Source organism: Pseudomonas sp. FSO-7 (assembly GCF_059579345.1).
Genome location: NZ_CM184193.1, coordinates 4,645,925 through 4,663,448, shown reverse-complemented (window position 1 = coordinate 4,663,448; position 17,524 = coordinate 4,645,925). Strand labels below are relative to the sequence as shown.

Genomic DNA, 17,524 nt, shown 5'->3' with positions numbered 1-17,524 from the left:
ACTTTTTCATGACCGATGCCATCCGTTACGAAACAGGCCAGGACCGGATCGTCGTCCTGACCCTGGACATGCCGGGCCAGAGCGCCAACACCATGAATGCGCTTTACCGAGAGGCCATGGCCGCTTGCGTCACCCGTTTGCAGGCAGAGAAGGACTCGATCGCCGGTGTGATCGTCACCTCGGCCAAGCACACCTTTTTCGCGGGTGGTGACCTCAACGAACTGGTCAAGGTCGGCAAGCCCGAGGCCAAGGCTTTCTACGACATGGTCTTGCTGCTCAAAGCGCAACTGCGTGCCTTGGAAACCTTGGGCAAGCCCGTGGTGGCGGCCATCAATGGTGCGGCCCTCGGCGGTGGTTGGGAGATCTGCCTGGCCTGCCATCATCGCGTGGCGCTGGACCAGCCATCGGTGCAGCTCGGCTTGCCGGAGGTCACCCTCGGCCTGCTGCCGGGCGGCGGTGGGGTGGTGCGGATGGTGCGTCTGCTCGGTTTGGAAAAGGCCCTGCCGTATCTGCTCGAAGGCAAGAAGGTCAGTGCACAACAAGCGCTACAGGCCGGTTTGATCGATGAGCTGGCGAAGGATCGTGACGAACTGCTGGCCAAGTCCCGGGCCTGGATTCTCGCCAACCCCAGCGTCGTGCAACCCTGGGATGCCAAGGGCTATCGGCTTCCGGGCGGCACGCCGTCCGACCCGAAAGTCGGGCAAATGCTGGCGATCGCCCCCTCGATCCTGCGCAACAAGACCCAGGGCTGCCTGCCGGCGCCGGAGAAAATCCTCTGCGCAGCGGTGGAGGGCGCCCAGGTGGATTTCGACACTGCCCACCTGATCGAAACCCGCTACTTCACCGAGCTGACCACCGGCCAGGTGGCGAAGAACCTGATCGGCACCTTCTGGTTCCAGCTCAACGAGATCAAGGCTGGCGGCTCTCGCCCACAAGGTTTGGCGCCTTATCTGACGAAAAAAGTCGGCGTGCTCGGCGCCGGTATGATGGGGGCGGGAATCGCCTATGTCAGCGCCGTGGCCGGCATTGCAGTGGTACTCAAGGATGTCGACCTGGCGGCGGCCGAGAAGGGCAAGGCCCGTTCGGCGGCGTTGCTGGATAAAAAGGTCGCCCGCGGCCAACTCACCGCCGAGCAGCGCGAAGCCACGCTGGCGCGGATTCATCCCACCGACAGCAACGCGGACCTGGCCGGTTGCGAGCTGATCATCGAAGCGGTGTTTGAAGATCGCGACCTGAAAGCCAGCGTGTCGGCTGCGGCCCAGGCAGTGGCGGGCAATGATGCGGTGATCGCTTCCAACACCTCGACCTTGCCCATCACCGGCCTGGCCATGGCCGTGCCGGACCCGACGAAGTTCATCGGCCTGCACTTCTTCAGCCCGGTGGAAAAAATGCCCCTGGTGGAGATCATCAAGGGCGAACGCACCAGTGACGCGACCTTGGCCCGGGGGTTCGATTTTGTCCTGCAGATCAACAAGACGCCGATCGTGGTCAACGACAGTCGCGGTTTCTTCACGTCGCGGGTGTTTGGCACCTTTACCAACGAGGGTATCGCCATGCTCGGCGAGGGCGTGAGTGCGCCGATGATCGAGACCGAAGCCCGCAAGGCCGGGATGCCGATCGGGCCTCTGGCGATCTCCGACGAAGTTTCCCTCAGCCTGATGAGCCATATCCGCGCGCAAACCGCCAAGGACCTGCACGCAGAAGGGAAAACGCCGATTGAGCATCCGGCGTTTGCCGTGATTGACTTGCTGCTCAACGAATACAAGCGGCCGGGCAAGGCCGCCGGCGCGGGTTTCTATGAGTACCCGGCCAACGGGCAGAAGTACCTGTGGCCGCAGCTGAAGAGCCGCTTCGAGCAAGCCGACGGGCGGATTTCGCCGCAGGATATCCGTGATCGCCTGCTGTTCATCCAGGCCTTGGAGACCGTGCGCTGTGTGGAGGAGGGAGTGCTGACTTCGACGGCCGACGCCAACATCGGCTCGATCTTCGGCATTGGTTTCGCCGCCTGGACCGGCGGTGCGCTGCAGTTCATCAACCAATACGGCCTGCAAGACTTTGTCGGTCGCGCCCAGTATCTGGCCGAGCAATATGGCGAGCGTTTCTCACCGCCGGCCTTGTTGTTGGAGAAAGCCGCCCGGCACGAACTGTTCTGACAGACCTGGGAAGGGGCTTGCCTTGGGGATGTGTTTCAGGGCAGGCTCTGGGGTGTGCAATATTCCCATCATCGTGTCAGGTATTTTTTATGTCGCTACGCATCTGCATTCTGGAAACCGATATCCTGCGTCCGGAACTGGTCGACCAATATCAGGGTTACGGGCAGATGTTCCAGCGCCTGTTTTCACAGCAGCCCATCGCGGCCGAATTCATCGTGTACAACGTGATGGAGGGGCATTACCCCAGCGACGACGAGGTGTTCGACGCTTATCTGGTGACCGGCAGCAAGGCTGACTCCTTCGGCACCGACCCTTGGATTCAAACCCTCAAGACCTACCTGCTGGAGCGCTACCAGCGGGGCGATAAATTGCTCGGAGTGTGCTTCGGCCATCAGCTGTTGGCGTTGTTACTGGGCGGCAAGACCGAACGTGCTACCCAAGGCTGGGGCGTCGGCACCCATCGCTACAAACTTGCCGCCAAGGCGCCGTGGATGAACCCGGTGATGGAAGAGCTGACTCTGCTGATCAGCCATCAGGACCAGGTCACCGAACTGCCCGAAAGCGCGACCGTCATCGCCTCCAGCGATTTCTGCCCGTTCGCCGCCTACCACATCAACGATCAGGTGTTGTGCTTCCAGGGCCACCCGGAGTTCATCCATGATTATTCCCGGGCCTTGCTGGAGATTCGCCAGCAACACCTCGGCGAGCAGATCTACAGCCAGGGCGTGGCGAGCCTGGCCCATGAGCACCACGGCACCACGGTGGCGGAGTGGATGATGCGTTTCGTCGCTCACAAGCCGCAGGCCGAGACCAGCCAAGGCTAAAGATCATCACATCTCTAATGTGGGAGCGAGCTTGCTCGCGATAGCGGTGGATCCGTTGGCGTTGATGTTGGATGTGCCGCCGTCATCGCGAGCAAGCTCGCTCCCACAGTTGCTTCGGATTGGGAGCTACCCCTTGTGGGAGCGAGCCTGCTCGCGATGAATCCCACACAATTCCACTGTTCGCCTACAACCACCCCGACCGCTTGAAACTCGCCCACAACCCCGTACACCCCACCCCGATAAATCCAAGCACCAGAAAATATCCATAGTGCCAGGTCAACTCCGGCATATTTTCGAAGTTCATCCCGTAGATCCCGGCCACGGCCGTGGGAAACGCCAGGATCGCCGCCCACGCCGCGAACTTGCGCTGCACCACGCTCTGGCGCGACGCTTCGAGCAGTACGCCGACTTCGATGGTCTGGCTGGCGATGTCGGCCAGGGTCGCCAGGTCTTCCATTTGCCGCGTGACATGAATCTGTACGTCGCGGAAATACGGACTCATGTTCTTGTCGATGAAGGGGAAGTCGAGTCGCTGCAACTCTTCGCTGATTTCCACCATCGGCGCTGCATAGCGACGCAGGCGCAACACGTCGCGGCGCAAGCTGTGCAGGTTCTGGATATCCCGCTCATTCAGCGAACTGCACAACACGTTGCGTTCAAGCTCATCGATTTCGGCATGAATGGCTTCACCCACTGGCTGGTAGTTTTCAATCACGAAATCAAGGATGGCATAGAGGACGAAATCTTCCCCATGTTTCAGCAACAGCGGACGTGCCTCACAACGCTGTCGGACATGGGCGTAGGACGCTGAGTGGCCGTTTCGAGCGGTGATGATGTAGCCCTTGCCGGCAAAGATATGGGTTTCAATGAATTCCAGCTTGCCGTCCTCGCGTATCGGCGAATACGTGACGATAAACAGCGCATCGCCAAAGGTCTCCAGCTTGGGCCGGCTGTGTTTCTCCATGGCGTCTTCAATGGCCAATTCGTGCAGGTTGAATTGACGCTGCAGGTTGGTCAGCTCCAGGGCGCTGGGCTCTTCGAGACCGATCCACACGAAATGACCAGGTTTGGCAGCCCAGGCGCTGCCTTCGTCGAGGGTAATATTGGTGACTTTTTTACCGGCGCTGTAAACCGCAGCAGCAACGACTCTACCCATAATGGTGGTTCACTTCTTATTGGAAAATGGCAGTGGCAGGCAACGCCCAGCTTAGCGCGCTCTGTAGCTTGAGAGTCAGCAAAATCTGCGGAGTTCGGCGGTAAAAGAAAACCCGCCGAGAGGGCGGGTTTCCATTCAGGCGGCTTGCAACTGCCGGTCCATTGTCGCGATGCATTCACGCATCTGTTCACGGCATTGGGCGATGAGCCGGGGCATGTCGTCCATGCTCAATCCGGCCGTAGGAATCGCCGGCAACGAGCGTATGAGGATGTCACCGCTGCGCCAGCGATTGAGGCGCATGTGCTTGATGTAGCTGCTGACACACACCGGAATAATCGGCACCCCGGCGGCGATTGCCATCTGGAATGCGCCTTTCTTGAACGGCAGCAGGTCTTCGCCCAGGTTGCGCGTGCCTTCCGGAAACACCCAGATCGAGGTGTCCTCGTGCTGCAACGTATGTGTGGTGGTCAGCATCGACTGTCGCGCCTTGATCGCATTCCCGCGGTCGATCAACACATTGCCGGCCAGCCAGAACAATTGCCCGAACAGCGGCACCCATTTCAGGCTCTTCTTGCCGATGCACACGGTACGGCGCGGTACCACGTTGCCGAACATGAACAGGTCATAGTTGGATTGGTGGTTGGCGATGATGACGCAGCCGTTGGGCTTCTCCACCAGCGAGTCGACCTGCGCCCGAACCCGCAGGCGCAAAATGCACATGGCCGGTAATGCGTACAGCCTTGCGCATAAACGGCTGTTGTCCGGATTGAACGGTCGGCACAGGCCCAGAATCACCCCGAGCACACCCGCCAGGACAAAGTGCAGGCCCATCAACAACATACGCAGTACAAACAACATCTACAGGCCCCATCGGGACAAAAGGTGGCGCAGTGTACGGATGTGCACTGTTTTCGGCAATTGCCCCTATAGAGGTAGGAAATGGGCGATGTTTAAGCGCATGTTTCCACATGGCGCGACAGAAGCGGCCTAGAGCGGTTGCGGACTTTTAAACGGCGCGTGTAGGAAAAATGCCCGGTGCTGAGGGCTTAAGGAAGGTCACTACCCCGTGGCGAGGGAGCTTGCTCCCGCTGGGCTGCGCAGTAGCCCCAAAACCACACGCCGCGGTGCATCATGAAAAAGCGGCATGCAGTTTTTTACGACTACGGCGCAGCCGAGCGGGAGCAAGCTCCCTCGCCACGGTGATCCGTGTAAGCCTTGAGTGACCGGGGAGCGTCAGCCCATGTGTTCCTGATCCAGCAAAATCGCACTGTCCAGCGTTTCCAGCAGGGCCTTGCGAACCTTCAGCTTGGTGTTCTTGTGGGCGGACATGTTGATTTTCTTCAACTGACGTGCTGCTTCCAGCGCCGCGCCTTGCAGTTCCTCGGCCGACACCACCTTGTCGAGGAAGCCTGCATCCACAGCGCTCTGGGGATTGAACATCTCGGCATTGATCACCGAGCGGTGAAACGCCGACTTGCGCAGGCGATCACGGGCCAGTTCGATACCGGCGTGGTGCATGGTCATGCCGATCTGCACTTCGTTCAGGCCAATGCTGAACGGCCCTTCCACACCGATGCGGTAGTCCGCCGAGAGCAGCAGGAACGCACCCTTGGCCACCGCATGCCCGGGGCAAGCGACAACGACAGGGAAGGGGTGTGACAACAGGCGACGGGCCAGTGTCGAGCCGGCTGTGACCAGGCTCACCGCTTCCTTGGGGCCGGCGGTCATGACCTTCAGATCGTAACCCCCCGACAGAATCCCCGGTTGCCCGGTAATGATCACCACCGCCCGATCCGCCGTCGCCTGGTCCAGCGCAGCGTTGAACGCGGCAATCACATCCGGCGAAATGGCATTGACCTTGCCATTGTTCAAGGTCAGGGTCGCGATACCGTCTTCGAGATGGTAGGCAATCAAGTCGCTCATGACGCTATTCCTTGTAAGAGAAGTGACGCCGACGTTACCCACCGTCGCAGGCCAGGTAAAGCGCCGTGACTGACTCACCGGTCAGCCCCAAGCCCCATAAACAGCCTGGCCCGCCCATCCCGCCAAGCCTTCATCTATAGAGCATTGCCTCTACAGCCCCGAAGATTGGCCGGTTTGCCCTGCCCAGGTGCGTTTGAAATGCCTGGCGAAGCTTAACCGCATGAAAATTCTGAAAAAAACCTTTGCCATCGGAAAAGCTTTCGACTACATTAGCGCGCCTCGACAGACTGAACAGTTTGCCGAGATACGGTGAAGTGTCCGAGTGGCTTAAGGAGCACGCCTGGAAAGTGTGTATACAGGAAACTGTATCGAGAGTTCGAATCTCTCCTTCACCGCCACATTCTGCAAACACAAACCCCTGATTTTCCTAGAGAAAGTCGGGGGTTTGTGGTTTTTGGTGTCTGAAAAAGAGCCATATGGGAACAATATGGGAACAGCAGGCGTTTTTCTTGTATGAAGCGCCCTCCCAAGTCAATGTTCTTATGCCTGCAATGGTTTGAGCACCGCCGAACAGTATCAGGCAACCCCGCAGCAGAATTGAGCACGGGCTTCTGGACGCAAGCCGTTAAGGTTCTTTTAAAGAGATTCCTACAACGGGCGTGAGAGAAGATCATGACTATATGGATGAGTTCGGCGATGCGCCTGCAGGCTGCCGCACTGTGTTTGTTATTTTCAATCAACACAGTTAACGCGTCGGAAACAATGACGCAAGACGCCAATGCACATCAGGTGCGCCAAGCGTTCACGAACTGGCAACAAGGCAAAGGCACCGTGTTCGATCTGCTGGCGCCTGACGCCATATGGACCGTTGCCGGATCAAGCCCGGTGTCTGCTGTATATAACAGCAAGACAGATTTAATGGAGCGGGCCGTAAGGCCGATCAGCGCTCGACTGGCCACCCCTATCTCTCCCACCGTCCGAAGCATCGTTGCCGAGGACGATGTCGTGGTCGTTCTATGGGACGGAAAGGCCACAGCCCTTGATAAAAGGCCTTACAACAACACCTACCTATGGCACATGACCTTCAAGGACGGCCGGGTCACTGAAGTAACAGCTTTTCTGGATACCTACGTACTGGACGATCTTTTGCGTCGTGTAAAACCTGTGCAGCAATAAGCAACGCTATGTTCCCGACATTCCGGGCACATCCATGTTGATCTTGCGCCAGGCCGCTTCGGAAAAGCTGTAGACCGAAAACGCGATCAGCCCCAATGCCATCACCATTAAAACCACACCACCGGCTGGCAGGTTTTGCAGTGCATCGAGGGCGTCTTTCATGCCGGGTGGGTCCATGGCTTTATAAGTCGAGCCACTGATGATGAGCAGCAGGGCGATTTCAATGAAGACGACCCCGCGGGCGATAAGGCCAAAGCGCGACACCGGGCGCACATAGCGCATGACGTCCTCGTCGGCTTCGAAGTACTTTTCGAACGACGCCTTCCAGCCTTTGATGATGTGAGCAATGCCGACGCCAAGCGGTATCAGTGCGACGAGGTAAATCAGCACATTCGAGTGATCCCAGGACAACAGGCGCGCCAGTAGATCCTGGGTCTGATCGCCGCCTGAGCCGCTTGAGCTTTTGAGGCCGCTGATCAACAAACCCAACGCAAAAAATGCCAGTGCGCCGTTGATCAAACCTCCAGCCAACAAGCCTGCCCGAATCACCAAGCCTTTGAGTTCTCTACCGTGATGATCAACATCACGGGTTGCCTGCAATACACGCCATCCGGCGAAGGCAAGTAGACCCATCACTACCAGGCCGACTAAAGCATGGCCGAATGGCTGACTTAACAATGCCTCCAGGCTGCTGTGGCTATCCTTCGATTTGCTCGAGTCTTGAGCCGCCAGCAAGGCGAAGATGCCAATGATCAGATAAATAATGCCTCGAGCGGCATAACCGCCCCGCGCAAGTAAAACGAGGCTTTGATGTGGGGACATAGACTTGAATTCCGGATAGGTCATACAGGAGCAGACCTATGGCGGTGCACAGGGTTCGATTGGCATTTCCATGACGTCGTTCGCTTTCCATAAAGCGGAATCCAAAAGCTAAGCGTGATCCAGAAAAAAACGAGTTTTCGCGTCTATCGGCTTATGTATTCAACGGCAACTGCGGACTGTCCGGATTCAACTGCTGGCGCCTGAACTGCCCCGGCGGCTGTCCATGGATCTGGCGAAAACGCCTGGAAAAATAAGCCTCGTCGGCAAACCCGCACAACCTCGCCACTTCGCCCACTGGCCGTGTGCCATTGAGCAAGTAATTGCGTGCCGCATGCATTCGACGTTCGAGCACCAGTTCGGTGAAGGTCTTGCCGATTTCCTTGCGCAGCCAGTGGGTCAGGTACGTCGGCGACAGGTAGGTCGCCGCAGCCACTTTGATCAGGTTGAGGTCCGGGTCGGCAATGTTCTTGCGCAGGTATTCGGACATTCGGCCCAGCGCATCGCGTCGGCTGACTTCGGCGGCGTTCTCTTCGGCCAAGCGCTTGAGCGGCTCGGCATACAGGGCGCAGACGCTGCCGATCAGTTGCAGCAACAAGCCCTTGAGCATCTCGCGGGTGCCGAATTGTCGATTCTCGTCCAGTGCGCGCATTTGCGTGATCAACGCGCATACCTTGGCGAAATCGTCGTCGCCGAGAATGAAGTCCAGATGTTCTTGAAAGCGGAACGGCGACAGCTCGGGCGCCAACAGGATCGAAACCTCTTCCAGGTCCATGGGATCGCACTGCAAGTGCGGCAGCAGGAACGTCTGGGAGAAGTTGATCACGATGAAATTGCTGTCCGCCGGGTGCGGAATCACGTGCACGCGGTGGGGCAGGATGAAGGCCAGGGTGTTGCGTGGAAACGGACGTTCGACGTTGCCAATGTGTTGCACGGTGTCGCCGCCGAGGTTGATCTGGATCTGGAAGTATTCATGGCGGTGTGGGCTGGTTTCCGCGCGCCGGCCTTTTTTGTCGCGGATGTAGAAGTCGGTCAATTCGCTGCGTTGCTGCATGACATAGGTAGGGACTCGGCTCGGTGATGACATCTCCTGGGAATCCTCTGCGGGGCATGGCGGTGACGACGATTGTGACGGTGTATCTGGCCGATTTTCAAGGTGTTATACGATGACCTGGCGCCTGGACTGAATTTTCTGTAGCCCGAGGATGGTGGGTGGGTGTCCAAAACGAAAAATTCGTATTTAGAATATTTATCCTTTAAAAACATATAGTTATTAGCAGCGTAAAAACAGTTTGGAAAAATGCATCGATCTCCTTTTTTTGGACAGGTTTATTGGACACGGTAACAACCGGGAAAAATGATCTAACACCTCAGTTGATTTTGAATGGTTGTACGACCACTGTTGAGGCCACGCAACCCGACCCTCCCTCCAAAAACAATCAAAGGTGCGCACATCATGAACCTGTTCCTGCTACACGCTGACCCTCCCGACTGCGCCTGCGACAGATCCTGTTGCAGGGCCTCTTTGAACACCTGACACCGGCTGTTCGCGCCTCTCATTCCTGTAGCGATTGTTCTGCCCCGGCATCGAGGGCATTGATTTCGGCTGCTCGTAAACATTTCGACGCTTCTAACAATAACGAGGTCCACCATGTCGAACTCCCACACTCCCCAAATTGCCAGCGCCCGGGACGCCGTGGTGCCTGAGCGCCTGCCGTCGCGGCGGCGTTGGTTCATGCTGTCGTTGCTGCTGATCGCGACGATCATCAACTACATCGACCGGGTGAATATTTCGATTGCCGCGCCGTTCCTCGCCAAGGACCTGGGCTTGGACAAGATCGAGATGGGCCTGATTTTCTCTGCGTTTGCCTGGACCTACGCCATTGCACTGGTGCCCGCCGGGTTCATCGCCGATCGCTTCGGTTCGCGGTTCACTTACGGGGTGTCGCTGATCAGTTGGTCGACCGTCACCGTGTGCCAGGGCTTTGCCACGGGCTTCGCTTCGCTGTTTGGCCTGCGCCTGGCGGTCGGCGCGATGGAAGCGCCGGCGTTTCCGGCCAACAGCCGGGCGGTCACCGTGTGGTTCCCGGCGCGTGAGCGGGGCCTGGCCAGTAGCATCTACGTCTGCGGCCAGTACCTGGGCACGGCGCTGTTTACCGGTGCGTTGCTGTGGCTGGCGACCACTTATGACTGGCGTCATGTGTTCTACAGCACCGGTGCGCTCGGCATCGTCTTCGGGGTGGCCTGGCTGTTCCTGTATCGCGACCCGATGAACTGCAAGAAAGTCAGCCAGGAGGAACTCAAGTACATCGAGGCCGGGGGCGGGCTGGTCAAAAGCAGCCAAGAGCGCACCCGGTTCAACTGGCGGCAGATCGCCGAGCTGTTCAGCTATCGGCAGGTCTGGGCGATTTGCATCGGTAAGTTCGCCAGCACCTCGGCGCTGTACTTCTTTCTCACTTGGTTCCCCACGTACCTGATCGAAGAGCGTCAACTGACCATGATCAAGGCCGGGATCTTCGCCGTGTTGCCGTTCGTGGGCGCGACGGTAGGCATTCTGCTCGCCGGGATTGTCTCCGATCTGCTGATCCGTCGCGGCTATTCGCTGTCCTTTGCCCGCAAGTTGCCGTTGGTGGTCGGGTCGATGCTGGGCATGTCCATCGTGCTGGTGAATTTCACCGATTCGAACGTGATCTGCATCGCCGTGCTGACGATTGCCTTCTTCGCCCAGGGCATCGCTTCGTCCTCGTGGGCGGCGGTGTCGGAAGTGGCGCCCAAGGAACTGATCGGACTGACCGGCGGGATCACCAGCCTGGCGGCCAACATCGGCGGGATTGTTACCCCCATCGTGATTGGCGCGATCGTTCATAAGACTGGCTCATTTGCCTTGGCCTTCTGGTTCATCGGTGGTGTGGCGCTGATCGGCACCTTGTCCTATTCGTTGCTGCTTGGCCGTTTGTATCGCATTGAACTCAAGGCGCGCTGAGCCTGGAAAAAAGCTGTTTTTCTCCAACACGAGGCGGCATTCCTCCAACTTAGCCAGGGATTGCCGCCGTACGCTGACGCTTCTATCAGGACTTTTACCAGGATGAACATGCCCGAGTATGTCTTTACCCCGGACCTGCCAGTGACCCTACCGGTTGTCGGCACCCCGCAGCGCTTTCCCGTTGGCCGGGTCTTTTGCGTCGGTCGCAACTATCCTTGGCCCGATACCCAGGGTGAATCCCGCGTGCCACCGGTGTTTTTCATGAAGCCTGCCAGTTGCGTAGTGGACGCGGTCGGTGACGTGACGTTTCCACCAGTGACCGAGGAGTTCGCTCACGAAATCGAATTGGTCGTGGCCATCGGCGAGGGCGGCGCCAACATCCCTGAGAGCCAGGCGCTGGCCTATGTATGGGGCTACGCGGCGGGTCTGGATCTGACCCGGCGTGATGTCCAGCGCTTGGCCAAGCGCAACGGTTTGCCGTGGGAGGGCGCCAAGGTGTTTGACGGCGCCGCGCCGATGACGGCCATCGTGCCGGTGTCGCGGGCAGGGCACCCCGAGGGCGAGTTGTGGCTGAACGTGAACGGTGAAGAGCGCCAGCGTGACAGCCTCGACAGCCAGATCTGGTCGGTCAGCGAAGTGATCGCCCGCATCTCCCAATCGGTGGCGCTGCGGGCCGGCGACCTGATCATGACCGGCAGCCCGGCAGGCGTCGATGTGCTGCAGCCGGGTGATGTCATCACGGCCGGCATTGATGGTATCGGCGAACTGGAAATGCGCGTCGGCCCGCGTTTGTCTGACTGAATTAGAGAAGGGAGAATCCACATGTCCAACACATTGAAAGTGGCTTTGGTGACGGGCGCCGGCAGCGGGATTGGCCGAGCGGTGGCCTTGGGCCTGATGGCAGACGGCTACACGCTGGTGCTGGCCGGGCGCCGCCCCGAGCCCTTGCAGACGTTGGTCGAGTTGGCGGCCTGCGAGGGGCGCGAAGCCCTGGCGGTGCCCACCGATGTGCGCGATCCGGCCAGTGTCGATGCGCTGTTTGCCGCCATCGCCGAGGCCTACGGACGCCTCGACGTGGTGTTCAACAACGCCGGGGTCAATGCGCCCGCCGTGCCGCTGGATGAGCTCACGTTCGAGCAGTGGCGAAACGTGATCGACACCAACCTCAACGGCGTTTTCCTGTGCGCCCGTGGTGCCTTCGGCCTGATGCGCCGGCAACAGCCCCAGGGTGGACGGATCATCAACAACGGATCGATCTCGGCCCACACCCCACGGCCGTTCAGCAGTGCCTACACCGCCAGTAAACACGCGGTGCTGGGGCTGACCAAATCCCTGGCCCTGGACGGACGCGAATACAACATCGCCTGCAGCCAGATCGACATCGGCAACGCCCTCACCGAAATGTCCGTGCGCATGACCAAGGGGGTGCGTCAGGCCAACGGCAGCATCGCGGTGGAGCCGATGGTGGACGTCAAGCACGTGGCCGACGCGGTGCGCTACATCGCCGGCCTGCCGCTGTCGGCCAACGTCTTGAACATGACCGTCATGGCCACGGCCATGCCGTTTGCCGGTCGCGGTTGAGCCTGCGTGCTGTTCATTTGAGGACGCGCATCCGTGGCGAGGGAGCTTGCTCCCGCTTGAGCGCGAAGCGCTCACAAAAAGAAGTGGGGCCGCTGCGCAGCCCAGCGGGAGCAAGCTCCCTCGCCACATTGGTTCCAGTACGCCTTGATTGCGCTTGAACCGGTCTTTCCTTTTTCTGTTACGAGGTCTACATGAAGCCAGAAGTCTTGCAGCTCAGCCCGATCCTGATCCCTGAAATCAACGCCCGGCTCAACGAACTGTTCACGGTGCGGCGTTATTTCGAACAGGCCGACAAACAAGCCTATGTGCAAGAACACGGCGCCAACATTCGCGGTGTGATCACCGGCGGACATACCGGTATCAGCCAGGCGCTCATGGCACAACTGCCCCAACTGGAAGTGGTGGCGGTCAACGGCGTGGGCACCGATGCGGTAGACCTGGCCTACGCCCGGGATCGTGGAATCCGCGTCACGGCCACCATTGGTGCGCTGACCGAAGACGTTGCCGACCTGGCCATCGGCTTATTGATCGCCGTGTGCCGCGGCCTCTGCACAAGTGATCGCTACGTGCGCTCCGGTCAATGGCCCCAGAGCCCGACGCCACTGGCCCCACTGCCATTGGCCCGACAGGTGTCCGGCATGCGCATCGGCATCGTCGGCATGGGCCGGGTCGGTCGCGCCGTGGCAACCCGCGCCGCCGCGTTCGGTTGTCCGATCAGCTATACCGATCTACAACCGATGAGCGACGTGAACCACACCTTCGTCGCCGACCTCAAGCAACTGGCCCGCGACAGCGACGCCTTGATCCTCGCGGCGGCCGCCGACAAGGCTGAGGCCATCATCGATGCCGAGGTGCTGCGTGCCTTGGGCCAGGGCGGCTATCTGATCAACGTGGCTCGCGGCAAACTGGTCAACGAGGCCGACCTGGTGGCAGCGCTGACCGCCGGGGAAGTCGCCGGTGCGGCGCTGGATGTGTTTGTCGATGAGCCGCGTGTGCCTAAGGCCTTGTTCGGCAATGAGCAGGTGGTGCTGCAACCGCACCGGGCGAGTGCGACGTTGCAGACCCGCATGCGGATGGGGGAGATGGTGGTGGCGAGTCTGGTGGACAGTTTTGCTGGGAAGGTGCCGCAGGGGTGTGTGACGGGTTGAACGGGAGCCACTTCAGGGAAGCTTGAAGTGGCGATGCAATCGCGTCAGTCATATCCGGGTGGGAGCCGCGTCGCGACCTGGTTCCAACACCTGTCGACCTCCTTGGCAATGCTGCCGCTGCCTTTCCTGGGCTCGAGCCCATCGCTTGCGATGAGGTGCTCCAGCAACCACTCATCTGTCCATCCCACCCATTCGCCCGCGACGGATCTGAGGTTGGCTTCGAGCACCGGGAATACTTCATTCCACAGGATGCTGCTTATTTCACTGGGCGAATAGCCGCTTTCAAGGACGACGCGGGCGATGTAATCGTAGGTCAGGTCGTCCATCTCAGTGTCGAGAAAGAGCGTTGAAAGGGCTTGCCAGATTTTCAGGCGGGTCGGGTCGGCAGGGTTCATGTTTTTGTCTCGGGATGTGTAGGTGATAAACCCATTTGGCCCAATGCTGCCGGCCAAATCGCTTGCTTGCCACAGTGTGAGTCCCGTTGCCGCCAATAAATCCGAGTTGTGAAAAAACACAACCAGAGTACCATCGGCTCAAAGACTAGGAAGCCCATGGATATACTCACGCCATCACGTTTTGACGACGCTACGATTTTGTACCCGAACGACAAGGCCGGGCTTGATCGATGCCTGCGCATTTTGAGGATGGCGCGCCCCAAAACGTTCGCGGACCTGCAAAAGCTTTTCGGTACGCACGGTGTCGACTTGTTCAAGCCCAGGGCCGCAATGAATTGGGTAGTGATCGACGTAGGCGGCAATAATCTCAGGGTGATAGGTGGCGTCAACTACACCCGGCAGAAGTTCTACGTCAGATACATCTACACGCATGCCGATTACGACGTTGCCAACGTCTGGTATGCAAGAAACAAAGGGGTAAGACGATGAGCGCAGCCCGGAACGACTTTCAAACCGTGATCGCAACGCTTGGCGAGCTATACGCGGTACTGGATCGCCTGCGCGGTGAGTTTGTGCATGGCATCAAGACCCCTGCCGACTATGAGCGTGCGACGGATTTGCTCGACGAACTCACCGACGGGCGCGAGCTGAGCAAGACCGAGGAGAGAATTCTCGTTGAACTCGAGGATGAAATCCTGGCCTACCAGCGCGACTCCGATCAGTTTCGCGAATCGAATGCCGCTTTTGAGGCGACCTGCACGCCTGTGCAATTGATCAAGGACCTGATGGAGACACTCGGGCTGACCGGTTCAGACCTTCCTGAAATCGGTGATAAAACGGCGGTGTCCAAGGTGCTCAATGGCGATCGGCCTATCAGTCACAAGATGGCGTACGCGCTGGCAGAGCGGTTTGTGATGGAGCCGAGTGCTTTCTTGTCAGCGTCCTCGGCAAAGATGGCGGCTCATATCGAAACTGTTCCTCTTTCCGGCAGTAAAACTTCAGCTCTCTACCGTTTGCACGAGAGTTCTCTGACCGTATATTCAGTGAAAGAGGCCGGCACCGGTGAGTACAAAACGGTGACTTCGAAGGGCCGCAAAAAGACAACCAAAGAGCCGGACAAGGGGTAGGGCAAGCGTCCGCTGATCAAGGGGCAGGGTCGCTTGTCGATCCACGGGAACTGAGGATGATCCGCACCGCCATGATCACCCCAACAAGCACAGCCGCAAGACCTGACGCCTCCAGAAGTGTCGGCAGCCGACCATGAAACCACAAGCCAAGTAGCGTCGCGAACAGCGACTCCAGGGCGATCAATTGCCCGGAAAGCACCATGGGCAAACGCCGGGACGCGGCGTTCCAGGCCCAGGCTCCGACAACGGATGACATCAGCGCAATCACGAAACCCCAGAGATATAAGTCCCCCGCAACGGAAACACCAAAACCCAGGCTCGGCAGTTTGAGCAGGTCGAGCGCTTGTACCGCCGGTAACAAGCACAAGGTACCGACTCCTGCGCCAGCCATCATCAGGCCGGTCCACGCGCCTGCCGCATGGGGTGGCAGCGTTAGCAGGGCGCGCTGGTTCAACCAACTGAAGGCGAGCCACAAGACCACGGCACCGATTGAAAACAACAAACCCATCAGCCAAGAGCCCTCGCTTGCAACGGGCTGATGGACAGCGCCGAGATTCGACAGCAGAAGGCCCACTGTCAAAAAAACCAGGGGGATCGCCAGCTTTCGCCATTGGAGGGTTTTGGTCGTGGCGTTGCCCAGCAGTGCCAGCAAGACCGGCACCATCCCAATAAACGCCGGGGTCAGCACCGGCCCGCCGAAGATGATGCCGGCGGCGATGCAGGCGCTATAGCCGAGGTAGCCGACCACGCCCAGGCTTGCGGCCAGAAGCACTTGATTGCGGCGCAGCAGCCGAAGCTGGGTCCGATAGAGCAGCACGACACCCAGGCCCAGGGCACCGGCGATCAAGAACCTTACGATCATCAAGTCATAGATCGTGTAGGCGCCGGTGACGTAGGGCGCAATGAAGTTCAACGCCCAGCTCAGCGTCGCGACCACCGCGAGGGCCAATCCGGCGATGAGGTTTGAGTGGGTCTTCACTGTCACGCAGGTTCCCCGATACACCACCAATGAACGTCGACTTCATCATCGCTCTGGGTTACATCGTGTCCATGTTCGATGAAGGATTCGGGCACATCCAAGGCAAGCCTGTCGCTCAAACGCAGTGGTGCAAGGGTGTTTTGCTGTCCCAGGAAGCTCAAGTAGTAATCACGGTCGTAGAATAGCGTGACTTCACTTTGGTGCACCCAGGGCCAAGTCAGCAGGCAGGCGACGCGGTAGTAGCCTTGGCTGCGATCCGCCGCCCGGGAGAGATGGGCGGCGGCTTCGAGCAATTGTTGAATACAAAAGGCCTGCACTTCGATGTGTGCTTGTGGACCTTGAACGAGCGAATCGATGACTGGGATTTTCCAATGCGCGTAGCGCTCGCTTTCATGGCACTGAGGGTAGAAATGGTCGTTAAATTTAGCGGCCCAGCGCTCCAGCGCGCGGAGACGGCGGGGGATACCTCGGAGTTTTCTGTCGCTGAGGGCAATTTGTCGCAAGGCGATGTCCTTATGCGGTTCAATGGTACTGAGCGCATGCAGTGTAGGCCGTGAAACGATGTGATTGGAGTTCGCCTTGGTTGAGTGTGCAACTTGGTTTTTCCGTCCTACGCTGGCAGCATCCGTTCCGCAGGATGCCATAACGTTAGAGAAGGAATTCACCTTGGAGCCCATCCCCACATTCCAAACCCGCCGTCTCATCCTCACGCCCCTTGAACTGACGGATGCACCGGCGATTCAACAGCTGTTCCCACACTGGGAAGTGGTGCGCTACCTCGACAGCCGCGTGCCCTGGCCTTACCCGGATGACGGCGCGCTGACTTACGTGCGCGACCACGCGCTCCCCGCTGTTGCCGCCGGACGCGAGTGGCACTGGATGATCCGTCTTGCCGAGGAGCCGACACAGCGCATCGGCAGCATCAGCCTCTACGATCAGCCTGACAACCACCGAGGTTTCTGGCTGGCGCCGCAATGGCAGGGGAAAGGCTACATGCGCGAGGCGTGCGAGGCGATCAACACCTATTGGTTTGAAACGTTGAAACGTCCCGTCATGCAAGTGCCCAAGGCGGTGGGCAACCATGCTTCGCGTAGAGTTTCGGACCATGAAGGGATGCGTATGGTTGGAACGCAGGAAGGGGACTTTGTCTGCGGGGTGTTGCTCAAGCAGGTTTGGGAGATGACGGGTGAGGCCTGGCTTGAGAGAAAGGACAAACTCGGAGCGCATTGAGCGGAATCAAGCTTGGCCATCATGAGTTTC

Annotated in this window: 18 protein-coding genes and 1 tRNA gene; 11 read left to right on the top strand and 8 right to left on the bottom strand. The window is 59.0% G+C overall.

The genetic code is table 11. The features are described from left to right. Positions 1-8: 8 nt before the first annotated feature. Both AC515T_RS20225 and AC515T_RS20220 read left to right on the top strand, forming a co-directional pair. Entirely contained in the window at positions 9-2,153 is a 2,145-nt protein-coding gene (locus tag AC515T_RS20225) for a 3-hydroxyacyl-CoA dehydrogenase NAD-binding domain-containing protein (protein ID WP_496529765.1), read from the top strand. Positions 2,154-2,242: 89 nt separating this feature from the next. Then, positions 2,243-2,977: an amidotransferase gene (locus tag AC515T_RS20220; protein ID WP_496529764.1), complete on the top strand. Its 735-nt coding sequence runs from the start codon at positions 2,243-2,245 to the stop codon at positions 2,975-2,977. A gap of 184 nt (positions 2,978-3,161) precedes the next feature. Here the strand turns inward: AC515T_RS20220 and AC515T_RS20215 are convergent, their stop codons facing one another. The 3 genes from AC515T_RS20215 to AC515T_RS20205 form a co-directional block, all read right to left on the bottom strand. Next, positions 3,162-4,133 (bottom strand): magnesium and cobalt transport protein CorA, encoded by a 972-nt coding sequence (locus AC515T_RS20215; RefSeq protein WP_122568648.1) that lies wholly within the window; start codon positions 4,131-4,133, stop codon positions 3,162-3,164. Positions 4,134-4,268: 135 nt separating this feature from the next. Continuing rightward, a complete protein-coding gene (locus AC515T_RS20210) occupies positions 4,269-4,991 on the bottom strand; it encodes a 1-acylglycerol-3-phosphate O-acyltransferase (RefSeq protein ID WP_496529763.1) in 723 nt (240 codons plus the stop codon). 375 nt (positions 4,992-5,366) lie between these two features. Beyond that, the gene (locus AC515T_RS20205) at positions 5,367-6,056 is read right to left on the bottom strand and encodes a crotonase/enoyl-CoA hydratase family protein (protein ID WP_496529762.1); all 690 of its coding nucleotides are present in this window, start codon (positions 6,054-6,056) and stop codon (positions 5,367-5,369) included. A 308-nt stretch (positions 6,057-6,364) separates the two neighbouring features. Here AC515T_RS20205 and AC515T_RS20200 point away from each other — a divergent pair. Together AC515T_RS20200 and AC515T_RS20195 are read left to right on the top strand one after the other, a co-directional pair. Then, a tRNA-Ser gene (locus tag AC515T_RS20200) sits at positions 6,365-6,454 on the top strand. A gap of 274 nt (positions 6,455-6,728) precedes the next feature. Then, a complete protein-coding gene (locus AC515T_RS20195; RefSeq protein WP_496529761.1) occupies positions 6,729-7,232 on the top strand; it encodes a nuclear transport factor 2 family protein in 504 nt (167 codons plus the stop codon). Between the two features lie 6 nt (positions 7,233-7,238). Here the strand turns inward: AC515T_RS20195 and AC515T_RS20190 are convergent, their stop codons facing one another. Further along, positions 7,239-8,054 carry a DUF1206 domain-containing protein gene (locus AC515T_RS20190; RefSeq protein ID WP_496533169.1) on the bottom strand — a complete coding sequence of 272 codons (816 nt, stop codon included), beginning with the start codon at positions 8,052-8,054 and terminating at the stop codon, positions 7,239-7,241. A 151-nt stretch (positions 8,055-8,205) separates the two neighbouring features. Next, a complete protein-coding gene (locus tag AC515T_RS20185; RefSeq protein ID WP_053123726.1) occupies positions 8,206-9,138 on the bottom strand; it encodes a helix-turn-helix transcriptional regulator in 933 nt (310 codons plus the stop codon). 564 nt (positions 9,139-9,702) lie between these two features. Between AC515T_RS20185 and AC515T_RS20180 the strand changes: the two genes are divergently transcribed. The 4 genes from AC515T_RS20180 (at position 9,703) to AC515T_RS20165 (ending at position 13,763) form a co-directional block, all read left to right on the top strand. Beyond that, positions 9,703-11,034: an MFS transporter gene (locus AC515T_RS20180; RefSeq protein WP_496529760.1), complete on the top strand. Its 1,332-nt coding sequence runs from the start codon at positions 9,703-9,705 to the stop codon at positions 11,032-11,034. A 102-nt stretch (positions 11,035-11,136) separates the two neighbouring features. After that, complete coding sequence (locus tag AC515T_RS20175; RefSeq protein WP_496529759.1) at positions 11,137-11,835, top strand: fumarylacetoacetate hydrolase family protein; 699 nt, start codon at positions 11,137-11,139, stop codon at positions 11,833-11,835. Positions 11,836-11,856: 21 nt separating this feature from the next. Further along, on the top strand, positions 11,857-12,615 hold the full coding sequence (locus AC515T_RS20170) for an SDR family oxidoreductase (RefSeq protein WP_103310963.1): 759 nt from the start codon (positions 11,857-11,859) through the stop codon (positions 12,613-12,615). 191 nt (positions 12,616-12,806) lie between these two features. Continuing rightward, complete coding sequence (locus tag AC515T_RS20165) at positions 12,807-13,763, top strand: 2-hydroxyacid dehydrogenase (RefSeq protein ID WP_496529758.1); 957 nt, start codon at positions 12,807-12,809, stop codon at positions 13,761-13,763. Positions 13,764-13,807: 44 nt separating this feature from the next. Here the strand turns inward: AC515T_RS20165 and AC515T_RS20160 are convergent, their stop codons facing one another. Then, positions 13,808-14,158: a DUF7079 family protein gene (locus AC515T_RS20160; RefSeq protein WP_496529757.1), complete on the bottom strand. Its 351-nt coding sequence runs from the start codon at positions 14,156-14,158 to the stop codon at positions 13,808-13,810. A 156-nt stretch (positions 14,159-14,314) separates the two neighbouring features. Between AC515T_RS20160 and AC515T_RS20155 the strand changes: the two genes are divergently transcribed. Together AC515T_RS20155 and AC515T_RS20150 are read left to right on the top strand one after the other, a co-directional pair. Then, positions 14,315-14,647 carry a type II toxin-antitoxin system HigB family toxin gene (locus AC515T_RS20155; protein ID WP_496529756.1) on the top strand — a complete coding sequence of 111 codons (333 nt, stop codon included), beginning with the start codon at positions 14,315-14,317 and terminating at the stop codon, positions 14,645-14,647. Beyond that, entirely contained in the window at positions 14,644-15,285 is a 642-nt protein-coding gene (locus AC515T_RS20150) for a helix-turn-helix domain-containing protein (protein WP_496529755.1), read from the top strand. The genes AC515T_RS20155 and AC515T_RS20150 overlap by 4 nt, the downstream gene beginning before the upstream one ends. 16 nt (positions 15,286-15,301) lie before the next feature. Here the strand turns inward: AC515T_RS20150 and AC515T_RS20145 are convergent, their stop codons facing one another. Next, entirely contained in the window at positions 15,302-16,270 is a 969-nt protein-coding gene (locus tag AC515T_RS20145) for a DMT family transporter (RefSeq protein WP_496529754.1), read from the bottom strand. Next, positions 16,267-16,941 carry a DUF3916 domain-containing protein gene (locus AC515T_RS20140; protein ID WP_496529753.1) on the bottom strand — a complete coding sequence of 225 codons (675 nt, stop codon included), beginning with the start codon at positions 16,939-16,941 and terminating at the stop codon, positions 16,267-16,269. The genes AC515T_RS20145 and AC515T_RS20140 overlap by 4 nt, the downstream gene beginning before the upstream one ends. Here AC515T_RS20140 and AC515T_RS20135 point away from each other — a divergent pair. Next, positions 16,931-17,494 (top strand): GNAT family N-acetyltransferase, encoded by a 564-nt coding sequence (locus AC515T_RS20135; RefSeq protein ID WP_496529752.1) that lies wholly within the window; start codon positions 16,931-16,933, stop codon positions 17,492-17,494. The genes AC515T_RS20140 and AC515T_RS20135 overlap by 11 nt on opposite strands. Positions 17,495-17,524 lie beyond the last annotated feature (30 nt).